Here is a 15274-nt window from a genome sequence, read left to right on the forward strand (position 1 = left end):
TCAGGCGGCGGGGAGATCGGGCGGCGGGGAGGTCAGGCGGCCTTCGCCGGGTCGACCTCGAAGAACTTCGCCAGGTCGTCGAGGATGGAGTGCGCTCCCTGGATGCCGACGGCGGTCATCCAGGTGGTGTCGCTGACGTCGTGCTTGACGCCCTTGAGCCTGTCCCAGAGCGGGTTGGCCTCGAACTCCTCCTTGACCGGCCCGACCGCCGGGTCCGCGTAGGCCGCGACGAAGATGTGCTCGGCGTCGAGCTGGGAGATGTTCTCCTGGCTGATCGGGACCATGATGGTGTCGGTCACGGTCGGCTGGTCCTCGGGACGCGGGAAGCCGACGTCCTTCAGCACCAGCCCCGAGTAGGAGTTCTCCACGTACAGGCGGACGGTCGGCTCGCCCGCGAAGCGGACGACGGAGACGGTGGGCAGCTCGCCGTCCTTGGCCTTGATGGACTCGCCGATCTTGGCGGCGCGGTCCTGGTATTCCTTGATCTTCCGCTCGGCGAGGTCCTCCTTGCCCAGGGCCTCGCCCACGAGCTTGAGGTTCTCCTTCCAGATGGCCCCCGTGGTCTCGCTGAAGACCGTCGGCGCGATCTGCGACAGCTTGTCGTAGAGCGCCTCGTGGCGGACCTTGGCGGAGATGATCAGGTCGGGCTTGAGCGCGACGATCCGCTCCAGGCTCGGCTGCTCCAGGGTGCCGACCGACGTGGCCTCCTTGGCGTGGCCGAGGACCGGGGCAAGATACTCGGGGAGCTTCTCATCGATCGCCCGGTAACTGGTGAACCCCACGACGTCGGTCTCCAGGGTGAGCACCGCGTCGACGAAACTCTGGTCGAGGGCCACGACCCGCTTGGGCTGGGCCGGGATCTCGGCCTCCCCCATGGCGTGCTTCACCGTCCGGGGGTAGGCCGCCGCGTCGCTCGCGGCGGGAGCGGCGGACGCGCCCGCGGTGCCTGAGGTCTCCCCGGTGGTCCCGGAGGTGGCCGAGCCGCAGGCGGCGAGGCCGCCGGACAGCACCACTCCCGCCACCCCGAGGGCCAGGGCGCGCAACGCTCTCATCTTCATGAATCCCTTCACCACATTAAAGCCAACCCTTTTTAGCTTAGCCATACCTAACCTGACATACTCGTACCGGCCCGAGCAAGAAAGGGGAGGTCAGGTGATCAACGCGGTGGCCGTCTCACGGCCCGCCCCCGGCGCGGGCCTGAGAAAAACCCACCGGCGCCGCCTTTTCATCCTGGCCGGATTGCTCGCTGCCCTCGCGGTGGCGATCGTGCTGAGCCTCGCGGTCGGAGCGAAACCGGTCCCTCCGGCCGACGTCTGGCACGCGATCACCGGCCCCACCGGCACCGAGAACGACATCGTCGTCCGGTCACTGCGAATCCCCAGGACCGCCATCGGCGTCATGGCCGGAATCGCCCTCGGTGTCGCGGGCGCCCTCATGCAGGGCCACACCCGCAACCCGCTGGCCGACCCCGGACTGCTCGGCGTCACCCAGGGGGCGGCGTTCGCGATGGTCCTCGGCATCATCGCGCTGGGCGTCACCAGCCCGTACGGCTACATCTGGTTCGGTCTCGCCGGGGCCCTCCTCGCCAGCGCGGGGGTGTTCGCCCTCGGCATGGCAGGCGGCAGGGGCGGCCCCACGCCGGTGACCCTCGCCCTCGCGGGCACCGCGGTCAGCGCGTTCCTGTACGGGCTCACCTCGGCGCTGGTCCTGCTGGACGAGCAGGCCATGGACGTCTTCCGCTTCTGGCAGTCGGGCTCCATCGCGGCCAGGGGCGCGGACGTGGCCTGGCAGGTCCTCCCCTTCGTCGCCGCCGGCCTGGTCCTGGCCCTGATCAACACTCCCGGTCTCAACGCCCTCTCCCTGGGCGAGGACGTCGCCCGCGCGCTCGGCCAGAACGTCACCCTGACCCGTGCCGTCGGCATCGCCGCCATCACCCTGCTCAGCGGCGCCTCCGTGGCGGCCTGCGGCTCGCTCGCCTTCATCGGCCTGATCGTGCCGCACCTGACCCGGCCGCTCTCGGGCCCCGACCACCGCTGGCTGCTGCCGTACTCGGGGCTGGCGGGCGCCGCCGCCCTGCTCCTCGCCGACGTGATCGGCCGCGTGGTGGCCTTCCCCGGCGAGCTGGAGGTGGGCGTGGTCCTCGCCCTCGCCGGAGCGCCGTTCTTCATCGTTCTGGTACGACGCAGGAAGCCGGTGCGGCTGTGACCACCTCCACCACCGCGCCCCCCACTGGGCCCTCCACCGGACCCTCCGCTGAGAGGCGGGCGCTGCGCGTCGGCCCCGCCTCCTGGCCGCTCCGGCCGCGCTCCGTCGTCGCGGCGCTGGTCCTGCTGGCCGCGACGACGCTGTTCATGGCGCTCAGCATGCGCCTCGGCGACATCCCGATGGGCGTCCTCGACGTCTTCCGCGCGATCACCGGCGACGGACCCGACCACTTCGTGATCATGGAGCTCCGGCTCCCCCGCGCGCTGACCGGCGCCCTCGTCGGCGCGGCGCTCGCCCTGGCCGGGGCGATCACCCAGGCCATCGCCCGCAACCCGCTGGCCAGCCCCGACATCCTGGGTGTCACCACCGGTGCCAGCGTGACCGTGGTCGCGGTCATCGTGGCGGCCGGAAACACCTGGGGCGGCACCAGCGGCGCCCTCGCCGAGGTGGGCGTCCCCCTCGTGGCCCTGCTGGGCGGCCTGGCCGGCGCGCTCGCCGTCTACCTGCTGGCCTGGCGTAACGGTCTGGACGGCTACCGGCTCGTCCTGGTCGGCATCGGGGTCTCGGCGGTCTGCACCAACCTCAAGTACTGGCTGCTCACCGTCGGCGACGTCAACGACAGCAGCCGGGCCATGGTCTGGATCAGCGGCTCACTGCACGGCCGGGGCTGGGAGCACGTGGCGCCCGTCGCGATCGCCCTCGCCGTCCTCGTCCCGGCGACGCTGCTCGGCACCCGCTCACTCGGCGCGCTGCGCTTCGGCGACGACACCGTGACCGGCCTGGGCGTGCGGATGAACCTCGCCAGGGGCGTGATGATCCTCGCGGCCGTGCTGCTCGCGGCGACGGCGACCGCCTCGGCCGGGCCGATCGCGTTCGTCGCCCTGGCCGCCCCGCAGATCGCGCTGCGCCTGGCGGGGGTGGCCCAGCCCCCGCTGGTCGTCTCGGCCCTCGTGGGCGCGGTCCTCACCACCGGCGCCGACCTGGTGGCCCGCGTCGCGTTCACCCCGAACGAGCTGCCGGTGGGCGTGGTCACCGCGGTCCTCGGCGCCCCCTACCTGATCTATCTCCTCGTCCGTGTACGCAGAAAGGCCCGCCAGTGAGACTGCAAGCCGTCGATGTCAAGCTGGGATACGGAGACCGCGTCGTCGTCGACGGTCTCGACCTCGGGATCGAGGCCGGGACGGTGACCACGATCATCGGTCCGAACGGGTGCGGCAAGTCCACCCTGCTGCGCGCCCTGGGGCGGTTGCTCAGGCCCTCGGGCGGCGAGGTGCTGCTCGACGGCAAGCGCATCGACAGGATGCCCTCCAAGGAGGTCGCCAGGATCCTGGGCGTGCTGCCGCAGGCCCCCTCGGCGCCCGAGGGGCTCACCGTTGCCGACCTGGTCGCCAGGGGACGGCACCCGCACCAGACCTGGTACCGCCAGTGGTCCTCCGACGACGAGTCCGCGGTCGGCGAGGCCCTGGCCATGACCGGCCTGCTCGACCTGGGCGACCGCCCGCTGGACGAACTGTCCGGCGGGCAGCGGCAGCGGGCGTGGATCTCCATGGCCCTCGCCCAGGGCACCGACCTGCTGCTGCTCGACGAGCCGACGACCTTCCTCGACCTGGCCCACCAGATCGAGGTGCTGGAGCTGGTACGCAGGCTGCACGGGGAGCTGGACCGCACCGTGGTGATGGTCCTGCACGACCTCAACCTCGCCGCCCGCTACGCCGACCGCCTGGTGGCCATGCGGGACGGCAGGGTCGTCGCCGCGGGGCCTCCGGCCGAGGTGCTCACCGAGGCCCTGCTGGCGGAGGTCTTCGAGCTGGACGCCAAGGTCATCGAGGACCCGGTGGCCGGCACCCCGCTGGTCATCCCCATCGGCACCCTGTCCCAGCAGCCCCGGCACTGACCCCCCCACATCCGCCCGGGACCGGGCCGGAAGCGACCCGAGCACGAGCGCTCGTGCGGGACCGGGCCGAGCATCCGTACGGAAACGACCCGAGCACCCGCGACGCCCCGAGCCGATGACGGCACGGGGCGGGGCAGGACGGGACGGGCGGGGACTCAGTCTCCGAGGAGCGCGTCCACGAAGACCTCGGGGTCGAACGGGGCCAGGTCGTCGGGCCCCTCACCGAGGCCGACCAGCTTGACCGGGACGCCCAGCTCGCGCTGGACGGAGATGATGATGCCACCCTTGGCGGTGCCGTCGAGCTTGGTCAGGGCGATGCCGGTGATGTTGACGGCCTCGGCGAACACCTGGGCCTGGCGCATGCCGTTCTGACCCGTGGTGGCGTCGAGGACGAGCAGGACCTCGTCGACCGTGGCCTTCTTCTCGATGACGCGCTTGACCTTGCCGAGTTCGTCCATCAGGCCGGTCTTGGTGTGCAGCCGCCCGGCGGTGTCGACGATCACCACGTCGGCCTTCTCCCTGATGCCCTCGGCGACGGCGTCGAAGGCCACCGAGGCGGGGTCGCCGCCCTCGGGCCCGCGTACGACCTCGGCTCCGACGCGGTCTCCCCAGGTCTGCAGCTGGTCGGCGGCGGCGGCGCGGAAGGTGTCGGCGGCGCCCAGCACCACCTTGCCGCCGTCACCGATCAGGACGCGCGCCAGCTTGCCGGTGGTGGTGGTCTTGCCGGTGCCGTTGACGCCGACCACGAGGACCACCGCGGGGCGCTCGCCGTGCGGCGTGACGTGCAGCGTACGGTCCGTGTCGACGCCGATCTGCGCGAGCAGCTGCTCCTTGAGCAGGGCGCGCGCCTCCTCCGGCGTCCGGCTGCCCAGCACCTTCACCCGGGTGCGCAGCTCGTCGACCATCGCCCGGGTCGGCGTCACGCCGACGTCCGCGGTGATCAGGGTCTCCTCGATCTCGTCCCAGGCGTCGTCGTCGAGACGGTCACGGGAGAGCAGCTCCAGGAGCCCCTTGCCCAGCGTGCTCTGCGACCGGGCCAGCCGGGCACGGAGCCGCACCATCCGTCCGGCGGACGGCGGAGGAACCTCGATCACCGGGGCGACGACGGTGACCTCCGCGGGCTCGACCGGCTTGGCCGGCGGCGGCACGGTGGTCGTCGCGTCGTCCTCCAGGACCGAGCCCCGGCCGGGGGCCTTCGTCTCCTCGGGGATCGACGGCGCCTCGGGCGGTTCGACCCGCGGCGGCGCGGCCCTGCCCCCGGACCTGAACAGCAGGAGCATGCCGCCCGCCGCCAACAGGGCGATGACGACGATGATCGCGATTATGCCGAGATAGGCTTCCACAAGAGCACAGTTTTCCAGACGCCCCGGGATGCTCCGACACCCCGGTGCTCCGGACGGGCTCGCGGTCCCTCACATACGGTCACCGTTCGCCCCCTCGGCCCCGCGCTCCCCCGCCCGAGGAACCGCCTCACCCCGGCAATGGCCCGGACCCGCCCCTCCGCCCGGGGAAGCGCTGCCCTCGGGACCCGCCCGAACCTCCCGGCGGAGCCCCCTCACCCGAGAGACCACCACCCCTGGGACCAGCCCGTACCACCCGGCGGCGCCCCCCAGCCGAGAGACCACCGCCCCTGGGACCCGTTCGAACCGCTCCCGGATCCGCGCCTGCCCGAGGAACGAATCCGGCGATCCTCGACGGACGGCTCAGACGGACTCGTGTTCCCTGAGGCGCTGGCTGATGACCTGGGTGACGCCGTCCCCGCGCATCGACACCCCGTACAGCGCGTCGGCGATCTCCATGGTGCGCTTCTGGTGGGTGATGATGATGATCTGCGAGGTCTGCCGGAGCTCCTCGAAGAGGGTCAGCAGGCGCTGGGTGTTGGTGTCGTCCAGCGCGGCCTCGACCTCGTCCATCACGTAGAACGGCGAGGGGCGCGCCTTGAAGATGGACACCAGGAACGCCACCGCGGTCAGCGACCGCTCGCCACCCGACAGCAGCGACAGCCGCTTGACCTTCTTGCCCGGCGGCCGGGCCTCGACCTCGACGCCGGTGGTCAGCATGTTCTCGGGGTCGGTGAGCAGCAGCCTGCCCTCGCCGCCGGGGAACACCCGCGTGAAGATCGTCTCGAACTCGCGGGCCACGTCCGCGAAGGCGGCGCCGAAGACCTGCTCGACCCGGTCGTCGACCTCCTTGACCACGTCCAGCAGCTGACGGCGGGTCTTCTTGAGGTCTTCCAGCTGCGAGGTGAGGAACGAGTGCCGCTCCTCGAGCGCCACGAACTCCTCCAGCGCGAGCGGGTTGACCTTGCCGAGCTGGGCCATCTGACGGTCGGCCGCCCTGGCCCGCTTGAGCTGCTCGTCGCGGTCGTAGGGGACGGGCTCGCCGTCGGCCGTCGGGACCGGCTCACCGGGGCCGTACTCGGCGATGAGGGTGTCGGCCTCGACGCCGTACTCCTCCACCGCCCGCCCCTCCAGCTGCTCCAGGCGGAGCCGCTGCTCGGTGCGGGCCACCTCGCTGCCGTGCGCCCGGTTGACCAGCTTGTCCAGCTCGCCGGAGAGTTCCCGGACGCGGATCCTGACGGCCTTGAGCGAGGCGTCGATCTGCCCGCGTGCCCGATCGGCCTCGTCGCGCTCACCGGCCGCGACCCCAAGGGAGGTCTCCAGGGCGCGCAGCGCCAGCTCGGCGCCCCGGACGACCGCCTGCGCCGTCCTGGCCTGCCTGCGCCGCCACTCGCGGCGCTCAGCCGCCCTGGAACGCTCCTCGCGCTCACGCTCGGCGGCGCGCGTCAGCTCGTCGGCCCTGCCCTCGATGCCCCTGACCCGCTCCTCCGCCGTCCGTACGGCGAGCCGGACCTCCATCTCGTCCTGCCTGGCCGTCGCGCAGATCTCGGCGAGCTCGTCGCGCAGGTCGGTGGTGGGCTCGGTCTCCAGCTCCTCGGCGCCGACGGCGGCGGCGAGCCGCTCCTCCAGCTCGGCGAGACCGGCCGCGTCGCGGTCGCGCGCCTCCTCGGCGGCCCGTACGCCCCTGGCCAGGCGCTCGCACTCGTCGCGGGCCGCCGTGGCGGCGGCGCCCAGCTGGGCGAGCCGCTTCGCCACCGCGGCGACCTTCTGGTCCGCGTCGCGCTGCCTGGCCCTGACCCGGTCCAGGGCGGCCTGCGCCGCGTTCACCCCGGCCTGCGCGTTCTGCACGCCCGTCTGCGCCTCGGCGACCCGCGCCTGGGCGGTCTCGACCGCGAGCTGCGCCTCCGCCTCGGCCTCGGCGGTCTCCTCCAGCCCCGTTCCCGCCACCTCGGCGGCGACCCTCGCCCCGGCCAGGTCGGCGGCGGCCTCGTCGAGGGCGGCTCGCATCTGCAGCGCGGAGGTGCCGCCCGCGGAGCCTCCCCCGGCGGTGTGGACGCCCAGGAGGTCACCGGCCCGGGTGACGGCTCGCAGCTCGGGGCGCTGCTCGACCGCCTTCCTCGCCGTCGCGAGGTCGTCCACGACCAGCACGTTCGCGAGCAGGTGGGTGGCGGCGGCCCGCAGCTCGGCGGAGACCGTGACCAGGTCGATCGCCCACTCGGCTCCTGCCAGGGGCACCTGCCCGGGTGAGCCCTTCCCCGCCTCGCCGGAGGCGATGACGAGGGTGGCGTGGCCGCCGTCGTGGCCCCTGAGGAACTCGATGGCGTCGGCGGCGCTCTGCAGCGACTCGACGGCGACGGCCTCGGCGGCGGCCCCGAGCACGGCGGCGACGGCCACCTCCGCGCCGGACCGCACGGACAGCATGGTCGCCACCGGGCCGAGCACCCCGGCCAGGTCGGCGGCGAGCAGCGCGGCGCCGCCGTCGGCACCACCGGCCAGGCCCATCTCCAGCGCCTCGAACCTGGCCTCCAGAGCGGCCACCTGACGCTGCGCCTGCTGGTCGGCCTTGCGGGCGGCGGCGAGGGCGGCCCTGGCGGCGCCGAGTGCGGAGTTCGGGCCCGCGACGGCCGCCTTCGCCTCCTCGACCCCGGCCCTGGCCAGCTCGACGGACTCCCTGGCCTGCTCGACCGTCTCCAGGGCGATCTCCAGCTCCTCGGCGAGGGCGGGGTCGGCGGACGGCTCGGCGCGCTCCTGGCCCTCGTGCTCGGCCCGCGCCTCCTCGGCGCGCTGCTCGGCCTCCTCCAGCGAACGCCGCAGCCTGCCGATCTCCTCCTCGGCGGCCCCCGCCCGGCTGCGCGCGGCCCCGGCCTGCCCCCGGAGCCTGGCCAGGCTCTCGCGCCGGTCCGCGGCGGCCCTCGCCTCCGCGGCCAGCCGCCGCTCCTCGGCGGCGAGCGCGGCCTCGGTCTCGGCGCGCCGGGCCACCGCTCCAGCGAGCGACTCCCGCTCCCCGTCGAGCAGCTCGGCCAGGACCCGCTCCTGTTCGCGGACCTCCTCGGCCTCGCGCTCGAAGTCCTCGGGGTCGCGCCCGCGCCGCTCCACGGCGGTGTCGGTGGCGTGCCGGTGCCGCTCGGCGGCGAGCCCGGCCAGGCCCCTGAGGCGCTCGCGGAGGGAGGAGAGGCGGAAGAACGTCTCCTGGGCGGCGGCCAGGCGCGGCTGGGCCTCGGCCTCGGCGGCCTCCAGCTCGGACTCGGCGACCTGGCCCTGCTCCAGCTCGGTCTCCACCGTGGCGCGGCGGGCGAGGACGGCCTCCTCGTCGGCCATCTCCCGCTCCAGGGTGGTCCGCAGGGTGAGCACGTCGTCGGCGAGCAGCCGGAGCCTGGCGTCACGCAGGTCGGCCTGGATGACGGCGGCCCTGCGGGCGATCTCGGCCTGGCGGCCCAGCGGTTTGAGCTGGCGGCGCAGCTCGTTGGTGAGGTCCTGGAGCCGGGTCATGTTGGCCTGCATGGCGTCGAGCTTCCGCAGCGCCTTCTCCTTGCGCTTGCGGTGCTTCAGGACGCCCGCCGCCTCCTCGATGAACGCCCTGCGCTCCTCCGGTCCCGCGTGCAGCACCTGGTCGAGCTGGCCCTGCCCGACGATGACGTGCATCTCGCGGCCGATGCCGGAGTCGGACAGGAGCTCCTGGATGTCGAGCAGGCGGCAGGTGTCGCCGTTGATGGCGTACTCGCTCTGGCCCGCCCGGAACATCAGGCGGCTGATCGTCACCTCGGTGTAGTCGATCGGGAGCATGCCGTCGGTGTTGTCGATGGTCAGCGTGACCTCGGCGCGTCCCAGCGGGGCCCGCGAGGAGGTGCCGGCGAAGATGACGTCCTCCATCTTGCCGCCGCGCAGCGACTTGGCGCTGTGCTCGCCCATCACCCAGGCCAGGGCGTCGACCACGTTGGACTTACCGGATCCGTTGGGACCCACGACGGCGGTGATGCCCGGTTCGAACCGGAGCGTGGTGGCCGAGGCGAAGGACTTGAACCCGCGCAGGGTAAGGGTCTTGAGATACAACGAAACCCCCCATCCACGGCGCGGTCGCACCGGCCGGCGTGTCACGCGCCGCGTCCCGGGCGCCGGTGAACGCGTCTTCCCTTGTCAGCCCACGGCCTCGGTCACGCGGGAAGACTACCGTTCTTCACCCGCGCCCGCCCGCGCACCGCCTATGGTGCCCTGCATGGACGCGGAACGCGGTGGGGGCGAAGCTCCATCACACCCATCGGGCGGCAGGGGTCTTCTCAGGCGGCGCGCCTTCCTCGTGGGCGGCGGGCTGGCCGTGCTCGGCCTCGGTGGCGCCGCCCTGGCGGCCGGACCCGACGGCATCCGGGGCGCGTACGCCCAGATCGTCTGCGGCGCGGTCCCCGAACCTCCGGTGACCTCCCCCGGAACGCTCCAGCGGAGCCGGGTCGACCGGCGGCGCGTGATCGTCGGAATGCCGCCCGGGGCCGTGGACGGGCTGCCCGTGGTGATCATGCTTCACGGGGCCGCGGGGGACGCGCGCACGCCGTTCGACGTCTACGCCGTCGACCGCTACCTGGCCGCGGGCGGCGGGCGCTTCGCGGTCGCCTCCATCGACGACTGGCCCTCCGCCGACATCCCGGGCACGCTGCTGCCGTACCTGAACACGAACGGGATGGACACCGCGAAGATCGGGCTGATGGGCTGGTCGTCGGGCGGCGCCGGGGCGCTGAGGCTCGCCGCGGAGCTCGGCCCCGAGCAGGTGGGGGCGGTGGTCGCGGCGTCCCCGACGGTGAGCGCGGCGCAGGCGCCGCTACGCGAGCTCGTCGACATCCCGGTCTGGCTGGGGTGCGGTGAGCGCGACGCGTGGGCCCGGCAGACCCAGACCATGCTGAAGGGCCTGAAGGCGCTGGGCGCCACGGCTGAAGGAGGGATCAGCAAAGGCTGCCAGGACACGGCCTACCGCCGCAGGGTGTTACCCGAGCAGCTGGCCTTCCTGGCACGACATATATGACGCACGTGACGGGTGTGACGTACGTATCGATATGACAAGGGACGCCCCTCGAGGCGTCCCCAGACAGTGTGTTCCGCCCCGGCCCCGTTAGGTGAGGGCCGGCTCACGATCCTGCAGACGGTTGAACTCCTCGTCGCGGGTGCTAGCCGCGAGTTCGTCGTTCTGGGCCTGGAGCCGGGTGAGCTCTCCCTCGAGATCGCGGATGCGCTGCTGGAGGCGACGCATTTCCGAGACCATACGAGGGTCGGGACCGCCGACGTGGCCGAGTAGAGCCTTCGCCATAGTAAAGGGTCCTCCACGCTGAGTGACCAGACTGGTTCGCGCACTTCTTTGCCGCGGGAGGGGTGCGCGTGGTTCTTTGTCAAGAGTCGCACCGGTGAGGGAGGCGGTCAAGCTGAACGCTCCGGGTGGATGCACCAGTAGGCACTCTCGACAGTCAACTATACCTTATTTTGGGCGGTTTGGGGAAGTGGTCAGCGCTCGACAAAACCCTCGACACCGCTTTTGGTCTCGCTCCAGCGCTCGACGACTCCGTCGACCTTACCTGGCGTGTTCCCGCTCCTGAGCAGTTCAAGCAGCCTGGCGCACGATTCCTCCGGACCCTGCGCGACCACCTCGACCCGGCCGTCCTCTGTGTTACGCGCCCAGCCGGTCAGGCCGAGTTCGAGGGCCCTGGCACGCGTCCACCAGCGGAAACCCACCCCCTGCACCCTGCCCCTCACCCAGGCCGTCAGCCGCACGTCCGTCACGCCGTGACCCCCGTCGGCCTGGGCTGGCAGCGGGGACAACTGTAGGAGGAACGGTTCATGAACGATTCGCGGACGATCGGGGTACCGCACCGGGAGCAGGGTTCGTCGCGCCGACCGTAAACCGCGAGGGAACGGTCGAAATAACCGCTCTCCCCATTGACATTCACGTAAAGACTGTCGAAGGATGTGCCGCCCTCGGACAGGGCGGCGGACATCACCTCCCGGGCGGCGGCCAGCACCTCGGCCACCTTCGGCCCGGTCAGCGTCGCGGTGGGACGGGCGCCGTGCAGCCCGGCCCGCCAGAGGGCCTCGTCGGCGTAGATGTTGCCGACACCGCTGATCAGCGACTGGTCCAGGAGGGCCCGCTTGACCTCGGTCTGCCGGGCACGCAGCCGGTGGGCGAACCCGTCGTCGTCGAAGTGGCTCTCGAACGGGTCGGCCGCGATGTGCGCGATCGGCTCGGGCACCGCCCGGCCTCCGGCGTGCGTCATGCCGGTCACCAGCACGTGACCGAAGGTCCGCTGGTCGACGAAGCGCAGCTCGGGACCGCCGTCGGTGAAGCCGATCCGGACGCGCAGATGCCTCTCCGGCGCCGAGTCCGGCTCCATGACCAGCAACTGACCGCTCATCCCAAGGTGGGCGAGGATCGCGTCGGAGCCGTCCAGGGGCAGCCAGAGGTATTTGCCCCTGCGCTCGGCGGGACCGACCGTGCGGCCCTCCAGCCTGGCGGAGAACTCCACGGCGCCGGGGACGTGCCGCCTGATCGCCCTCGGGTGGAGCACCTCGGCGCGGGCGACGACCCGGCCGGAGACCCATCGCTCCAGGCCACGGCGTACCACCTCGACCTCGGGCAGCTCAGGCATGCGTCTCTCCTCGGGCGACTCATACGACACTCGTACGACATGGGTGAACTCAGGCTGAAACAGGCGACCCGTGCGGCGGGCGGCCGGATTCGTACCTGTCGCGATCCAGCTCGGGCGACGAGTGGCCGGTCAGCAGATTAGCTGGCCCCGCGCCCTTCGCGGCCCCGTTCGGTCCTGCTTCCTCGGTCCTGCTTCTTCGGGCGCCGGGCGAGCGGGTCAGCTCGCCTCGCGCCGCTCGCGGTCCTCGCGGATGCGGTTCCAGGCGGCCTCGGCGGCCTGCTGCTCGGCTTCCTTCTTCGAGCGCCCCGACCCCGAACCGTACGCCTCGCCACCGACGCGGACGACCGCGGTGAAGGACTTGGCGTGGTCGGGACCGCTCTCCTCGACATGGTATTCGGGCACGCCGAGCGACTCGGACGCGGTGAGCTCCTGAAGGGAGGTCTTCCAGTCGAGCCCTGCGCCGAGCGAGGCGGAGCGGGTGATGAGGGGGTCGAAGAGCAGGTGGACGACGCGGAACGCCTCGTCCAGGCCCCTGTTCACGTAGACGGCGCCGATGAGCGCCTCAAGGGTGTCGGCGAGGATCGAGGACTTGTCGCGCCCCCCCGTACCCTCCTCGCCCCGGCCGAGCCGCAGGAAGCGGCCCAGGCCCAGCGAGCGGGCCACGTCGGCGAGGGCGCGCATGTTGACCACCGCGGCCCTGAGCTTGGCCAGCTGCCCCTCGGGCAGGTCCGGGTGGTTGCGGTAGAGGGTGTCGGTGACGACCAGGCCCAGCACCGAGTCACCGAGGAACTCCAGGCGCTCGTTGGTCGGCAGGCCGCCGTTCTCGTACGCGTAGGAGCGGTGCGTCAGCGCCCGCTCCAGGATGGCGACGTCAAGGCGCACCAGCAGGAGGCGCTCCAGCTCTTCCTTGACGAACTCGACGGCGACAGGCTTGACGCTTGTACCCACGGCTTCTCCTCGCACGTTCTCTCAGCGAATGCGCGATGGCGAAGGAAGGAGTGAGAGATGCCCGAAGATGTGGTGGGCGCCGGGAGGGCACGCGTTCTACCGCGAACCCCGGCGTCCACCACAGCCGCGGGCGGACCGCCATCGCAGGGGGTGCAGACGGTGACGCCGACCGGGGCCCGTGAAGGACCCGGCCGGCATCCGTCGGTCAGAATGCGATCAGGCGGAGGGCTCGATCACCTGACGGCGGTTGTAAGTGCCGCAGGTCGGACACGCCACGTGCGGACGCTTCGGCGAGCGGCACTGGGGGCAGCTCACGAGCGAAACCGCGGCGGCCTTCCACTGCGACCTGCGGGAGCGAGTGTTGCTCCGCGACATCTTGCGCTTGGGGACAGCCACGTCAGCTCTCCTGATCGTTGTTATGTTCCGGAACCAGACCTTGCAGCTTCGCCCAGCGGGCGTCGATCACCTCGTGGCCGTGGCCAGGCTCGGCATCGGCCAGCCTGACCCCGCACTCCGCGCAGAGCCCGGCGCAGTCTTCACCGCAGACCGGGCTCAACGGAAGTGTGAGCACAACCGCGTCGCGAAACACGGGTTCGAGGTCGAGAAGCTCACCGTCGAGAAGCGGGTCACCCTCGGCAGCATCCTCTGCCGAGTAGAAGAACAGCTCCTGGAAGCCCACCTCGCTTCGCGAGATGACCGGCTCCAGGCAGCGTGCGCACTCCCCCCGCAGCGGGGCCTGCGCAGTGCCCGTGACGAGCACACCCTCCATGACCGCCTCAAGCCGGATGTCCAGCTCGACGTCGACGTCCTTGGGGACGCCGATCATTTCGACGCCGATGTCCGCCGGTGCCGGGAGAGCGAGATTCACCCGGCGCATCGACCCCGGTCGCCGCCCCAGATCATGGGTGGAGATCACCCATGGGGCGCGGGGGTCAAGGTGCTGAGTCATTTCGCTCTCATTAGGCATGGCGCATCATCGCCGTCGTGCAAGGCCGAAATAAGAGAATAGCAGGGCCTAGCCCCTGAGCCGTTCGACCAGGAGTTCCTGTACAAGATCAGGTACCAGCCCGGCCACGTTCCCACCGTACTTGACGATCTCCTTGATGCGGCTGGACGACAGGAAGGAGACCTCCGGCCCCGTGGCCATGAACAGGGTCTCCACCCCGGACATCCGGTAGTTGAGCTGCGCCATCTGGAGCTCGTAGTCGAAGTCGCTGACCGCGCGCAGGCCCTTCACGATGGCGGGGATCTCCTGTTGTCTGCAGTAGTCGACCAGGAGGCCGTGGAACTTGTCCACACGGACGTTCCCGTACTCCTTGGTGACCGTCTGGAGGGTCTGGATGCGCTCCTCCACCGTGAAGAGGCTCTTCTTCTCGATGTTGATCAGTACGGCTACGACGACCTCGTCGTACTGCCGGGAAGCCCGGCCGATGATGTCCAGATGACCGTTCGTGACGGGATCGAACGATCCCGGACAGACAACGCGACGCAAGGTGGACCCCCTGCTCTAAGGATTCCCGGCGGCGCGACCGTACCAAACGGACGCTTCGCCGTAACGACGGACCCTCTCCTCTTCATACCCCGGAGGCCAGACCAGATCCTTCCCCCTGCTCTCCCGCTCCACCGCGACCAACGCGTCCTCGGCCAGCCAGCCCCGGTCGCGCAGCAGCCCGAGGACCACCTCCACCTCCTCGGCGCCCAGCGCGTACGGCGGATCGGCGAAAACGAGGTCGTACGGCCTCCCGGCGTCCCCGGGGTCCTCGGCGTCTCCGGGATCTTCGGGGCTTCTGGGATCTTTGGGGCCTTTGGCATCTTGGGGGCCTTTGGCCAGCAGCCGCTCCACCCTGTCGGCGGCGACCTCGGCCCCCGGCAGGCCCAGCGAGGCGATGTTCTGCCTGATCGTCCGGATCGCCCTGGCGTCCGACTCCACGAGAAGCGCGTGGCCGGCCCCCCGGGAGAGCGCCTCGAGCCCGAGCGCCCCCGACCCCGCGTAGAGGTCGAGCACCCGGCACCCCTCCAGCGGGCCGATCAGCGATCCCACGGTGGAGAAGATCCCCTCCCTGGCCCGGTCACTGGTGGGGCGGGTTCCCCGCCCCGGCGGCACGGCCAGCCGCCGTCCTCCTGCGCTTCCCGCGATGACTCGGCTCACCCGGCCATCCTCTCAGTGCCGTCCTCGGCGCCGTTCCCGCCGCGGTCCACACGCCCGTCCCGGGGCGTCGTACTCAGCACGGCGTGTCGCGACGCATCACATAACCGCAGGTCAAAAG

15 protein-coding genes are annotated in these 15274 nt (G+C 71.7%); 4 read left to right on the plus strand and 11 right to left on the minus strand.

Features of this window, described 5'->3' with window-relative positions:
• Positions 1 to 32 precede the first annotated feature (32 nt).
• Positions 33 to 1052 (minus strand): ABC transporter substrate-binding protein, encoded by a 1020-nt coding sequence (locus ABD817_RS11980; RefSeq protein WP_344917898.1) that lies wholly within the window; start codon positions 1050 to 1052, stop codon positions 33 to 35.
• A 100-nt stretch (positions 1053 to 1152) separates the two neighbouring features.
• On the opposite strand from ABD817_RS11980, the gene ABD817_RS11985 reads away from it, so the two are divergent.
• From ABD817_RS11985 to ABD817_RS11995, 3 genes are read left to right on the plus strand one after another with little or no spacing between them, the layout of a single operon-like run.
• Positions 1153 to 2205: a FecCD family ABC transporter permease gene (locus ABD817_RS11985; RefSeq protein WP_344917899.1), complete on the plus strand. Its 1053-nt coding sequence runs from the start codon at positions 1153 to 1155 to the stop codon at positions 2203 to 2205.
• Positions 2202 to 3305, plus strand: coding sequence for a FecCD family ABC transporter permease (locus tag ABD817_RS11990; RefSeq protein WP_344917900.1), 1104 nt, complete (start codon positions 2202 to 2204; stop codon positions 3303 to 3305). Before ABD817_RS11985 ends, ABD817_RS11990 begins: the two co-directional genes overlap by 4 nt.
• Positions 3302 to 4099, plus strand: coding sequence for an ABC transporter ATP-binding protein (locus ABD817_RS11995; RefSeq protein ID WP_344917901.1), 798 nt, complete (start codon positions 3302 to 3304; stop codon positions 4097 to 4099). The genes ABD817_RS11990 and ABD817_RS11995 overlap by 4 nt, the downstream gene beginning before the upstream one ends.
• 155 nt (positions 4100 to 4254) lie before the next feature.
• On the opposite strand, the gene ftsY is transcribed toward ABD817_RS11995, so the two are convergent.
• Positions 4255 to 5442 carry a signal recognition particle-docking protein FtsY gene (ftsY, locus tag ABD817_RS12000; RefSeq protein ID WP_344917902.1) on the minus strand — a complete coding sequence of 396 codons (1188 nt, stop codon included), beginning with the start codon at positions 5440 to 5442 and terminating at the stop codon, positions 4255 to 4257.
• A 360-nt stretch (positions 5443 to 5802) separates the two neighbouring features.
• On the minus strand, positions 5803 to 9489 hold the full coding sequence (gene smc, locus ABD817_RS12005) for a chromosome segregation protein SMC (protein WP_344917903.1): 3687 nt from the start codon (positions 9487 to 9489) through the stop codon (positions 5803 to 5805).
• 163 nt (positions 9490 to 9652) lie between these two features.
• On the opposite strand from smc, the gene ABD817_RS12010 reads away from it, so the two are divergent.
• On the plus strand, positions 9653 to 10447 hold the full coding sequence (locus ABD817_RS12010) for an alpha/beta hydrolase-fold protein (RefSeq protein WP_344917904.1): 795 nt from the start codon (positions 9653 to 9655) through the stop codon (positions 10445 to 10447).
• 87 nt (positions 10448 to 10534) lie between these two features.
• On the opposite strand, the gene ABD817_RS12015 is transcribed toward ABD817_RS12010, so the two are convergent.
• The 8 genes from ABD817_RS12015 to ABD817_RS12050 all read right to left on the minus strand — a co-directional run bounded on the left by ABD817_RS12015 (position 10535) and on the right by ABD817_RS12050 (position 15156).
• Positions 10535 to 10729, minus strand: coding sequence for a hypothetical protein (locus ABD817_RS12015; protein ID WP_329085202.1), 195 nt, complete (start codon positions 10727 to 10729; stop codon positions 10535 to 10537).
• A 191-nt stretch (positions 10730 to 10920) separates the two neighbouring features.
• Positions 10921 to 11196, minus strand: a complete 276-nt coding sequence (locus tag ABD817_RS12020) for an acylphosphatase (protein ID WP_344917906.1) — start codon at positions 11194 to 11196, stop codon at positions 10921 to 10923.
• Positions 11193 to 12059 carry a bifunctional DNA-formamidopyrimidine glycosylase/DNA-(apurinic or apyrimidinic site) lyase gene (gene mutM, locus ABD817_RS12025; protein WP_344917907.1) on the minus strand — a complete coding sequence of 289 codons (867 nt, stop codon included), beginning with the start codon at positions 12057 to 12059 and terminating at the stop codon, positions 11193 to 11195. The genes ABD817_RS12020 and mutM overlap by 4 nt, the downstream gene beginning before the upstream one ends.
• A 216-nt stretch (positions 12060 to 12275) precedes the next feature.
• Positions 12276 to 12959, minus strand: a complete 684-nt coding sequence (gene rnc, locus ABD817_RS12030) for a ribonuclease III (RefSeq protein WP_329094214.1) — start codon at positions 12957 to 12959, stop codon at positions 12276 to 12278.
• A 264-nt stretch (positions 12960 to 13223) separates the two neighbouring features.
• Positions 13224 to 13403, minus strand: coding sequence for a 50S ribosomal protein L32 (gene rpmF / locus ABD817_RS12035; protein ID WP_012894381.1), 180 nt, complete (start codon positions 13401 to 13403; stop codon positions 13224 to 13226).
• Position 13404: 1 nt separating this feature from the next.
• Positions 13405 to 13956, minus strand: coding sequence for a YceD family protein (locus tag ABD817_RS12040; RefSeq protein WP_344918105.1), 552 nt, complete (start codon positions 13954 to 13956; stop codon positions 13405 to 13407).
• Between the two features lie 66 nt (positions 13957 to 14022).
• Entirely contained in the window at positions 14023 to 14499 is a 477-nt protein-coding gene (gene coaD / locus ABD817_RS12045) for a pantetheine-phosphate adenylyltransferase (protein ID WP_329085210.1), read from the minus strand.
• Between the two features lie 15 nt (positions 14500 to 14514).
• Complete coding sequence (locus ABD817_RS12050; protein ID WP_344917908.1) at positions 14515 to 15156, minus strand: RsmD family RNA methyltransferase; 642 nt, start codon at positions 15154 to 15156, stop codon at positions 14515 to 14517.
• Between the last annotated feature and the right edge of the window lie 118 nt (positions 15157 to 15274).

Origin of the sequence: Streptosporangium oxazolinicum (assembly GCF_039537505.1) — a bacterium.
GTDB lineage: Bacteria > Actinomycetota > Actinomycetes > Streptosporangiales > Streptosporangiaceae > Streptosporangium > Streptosporangium oxazolinicum.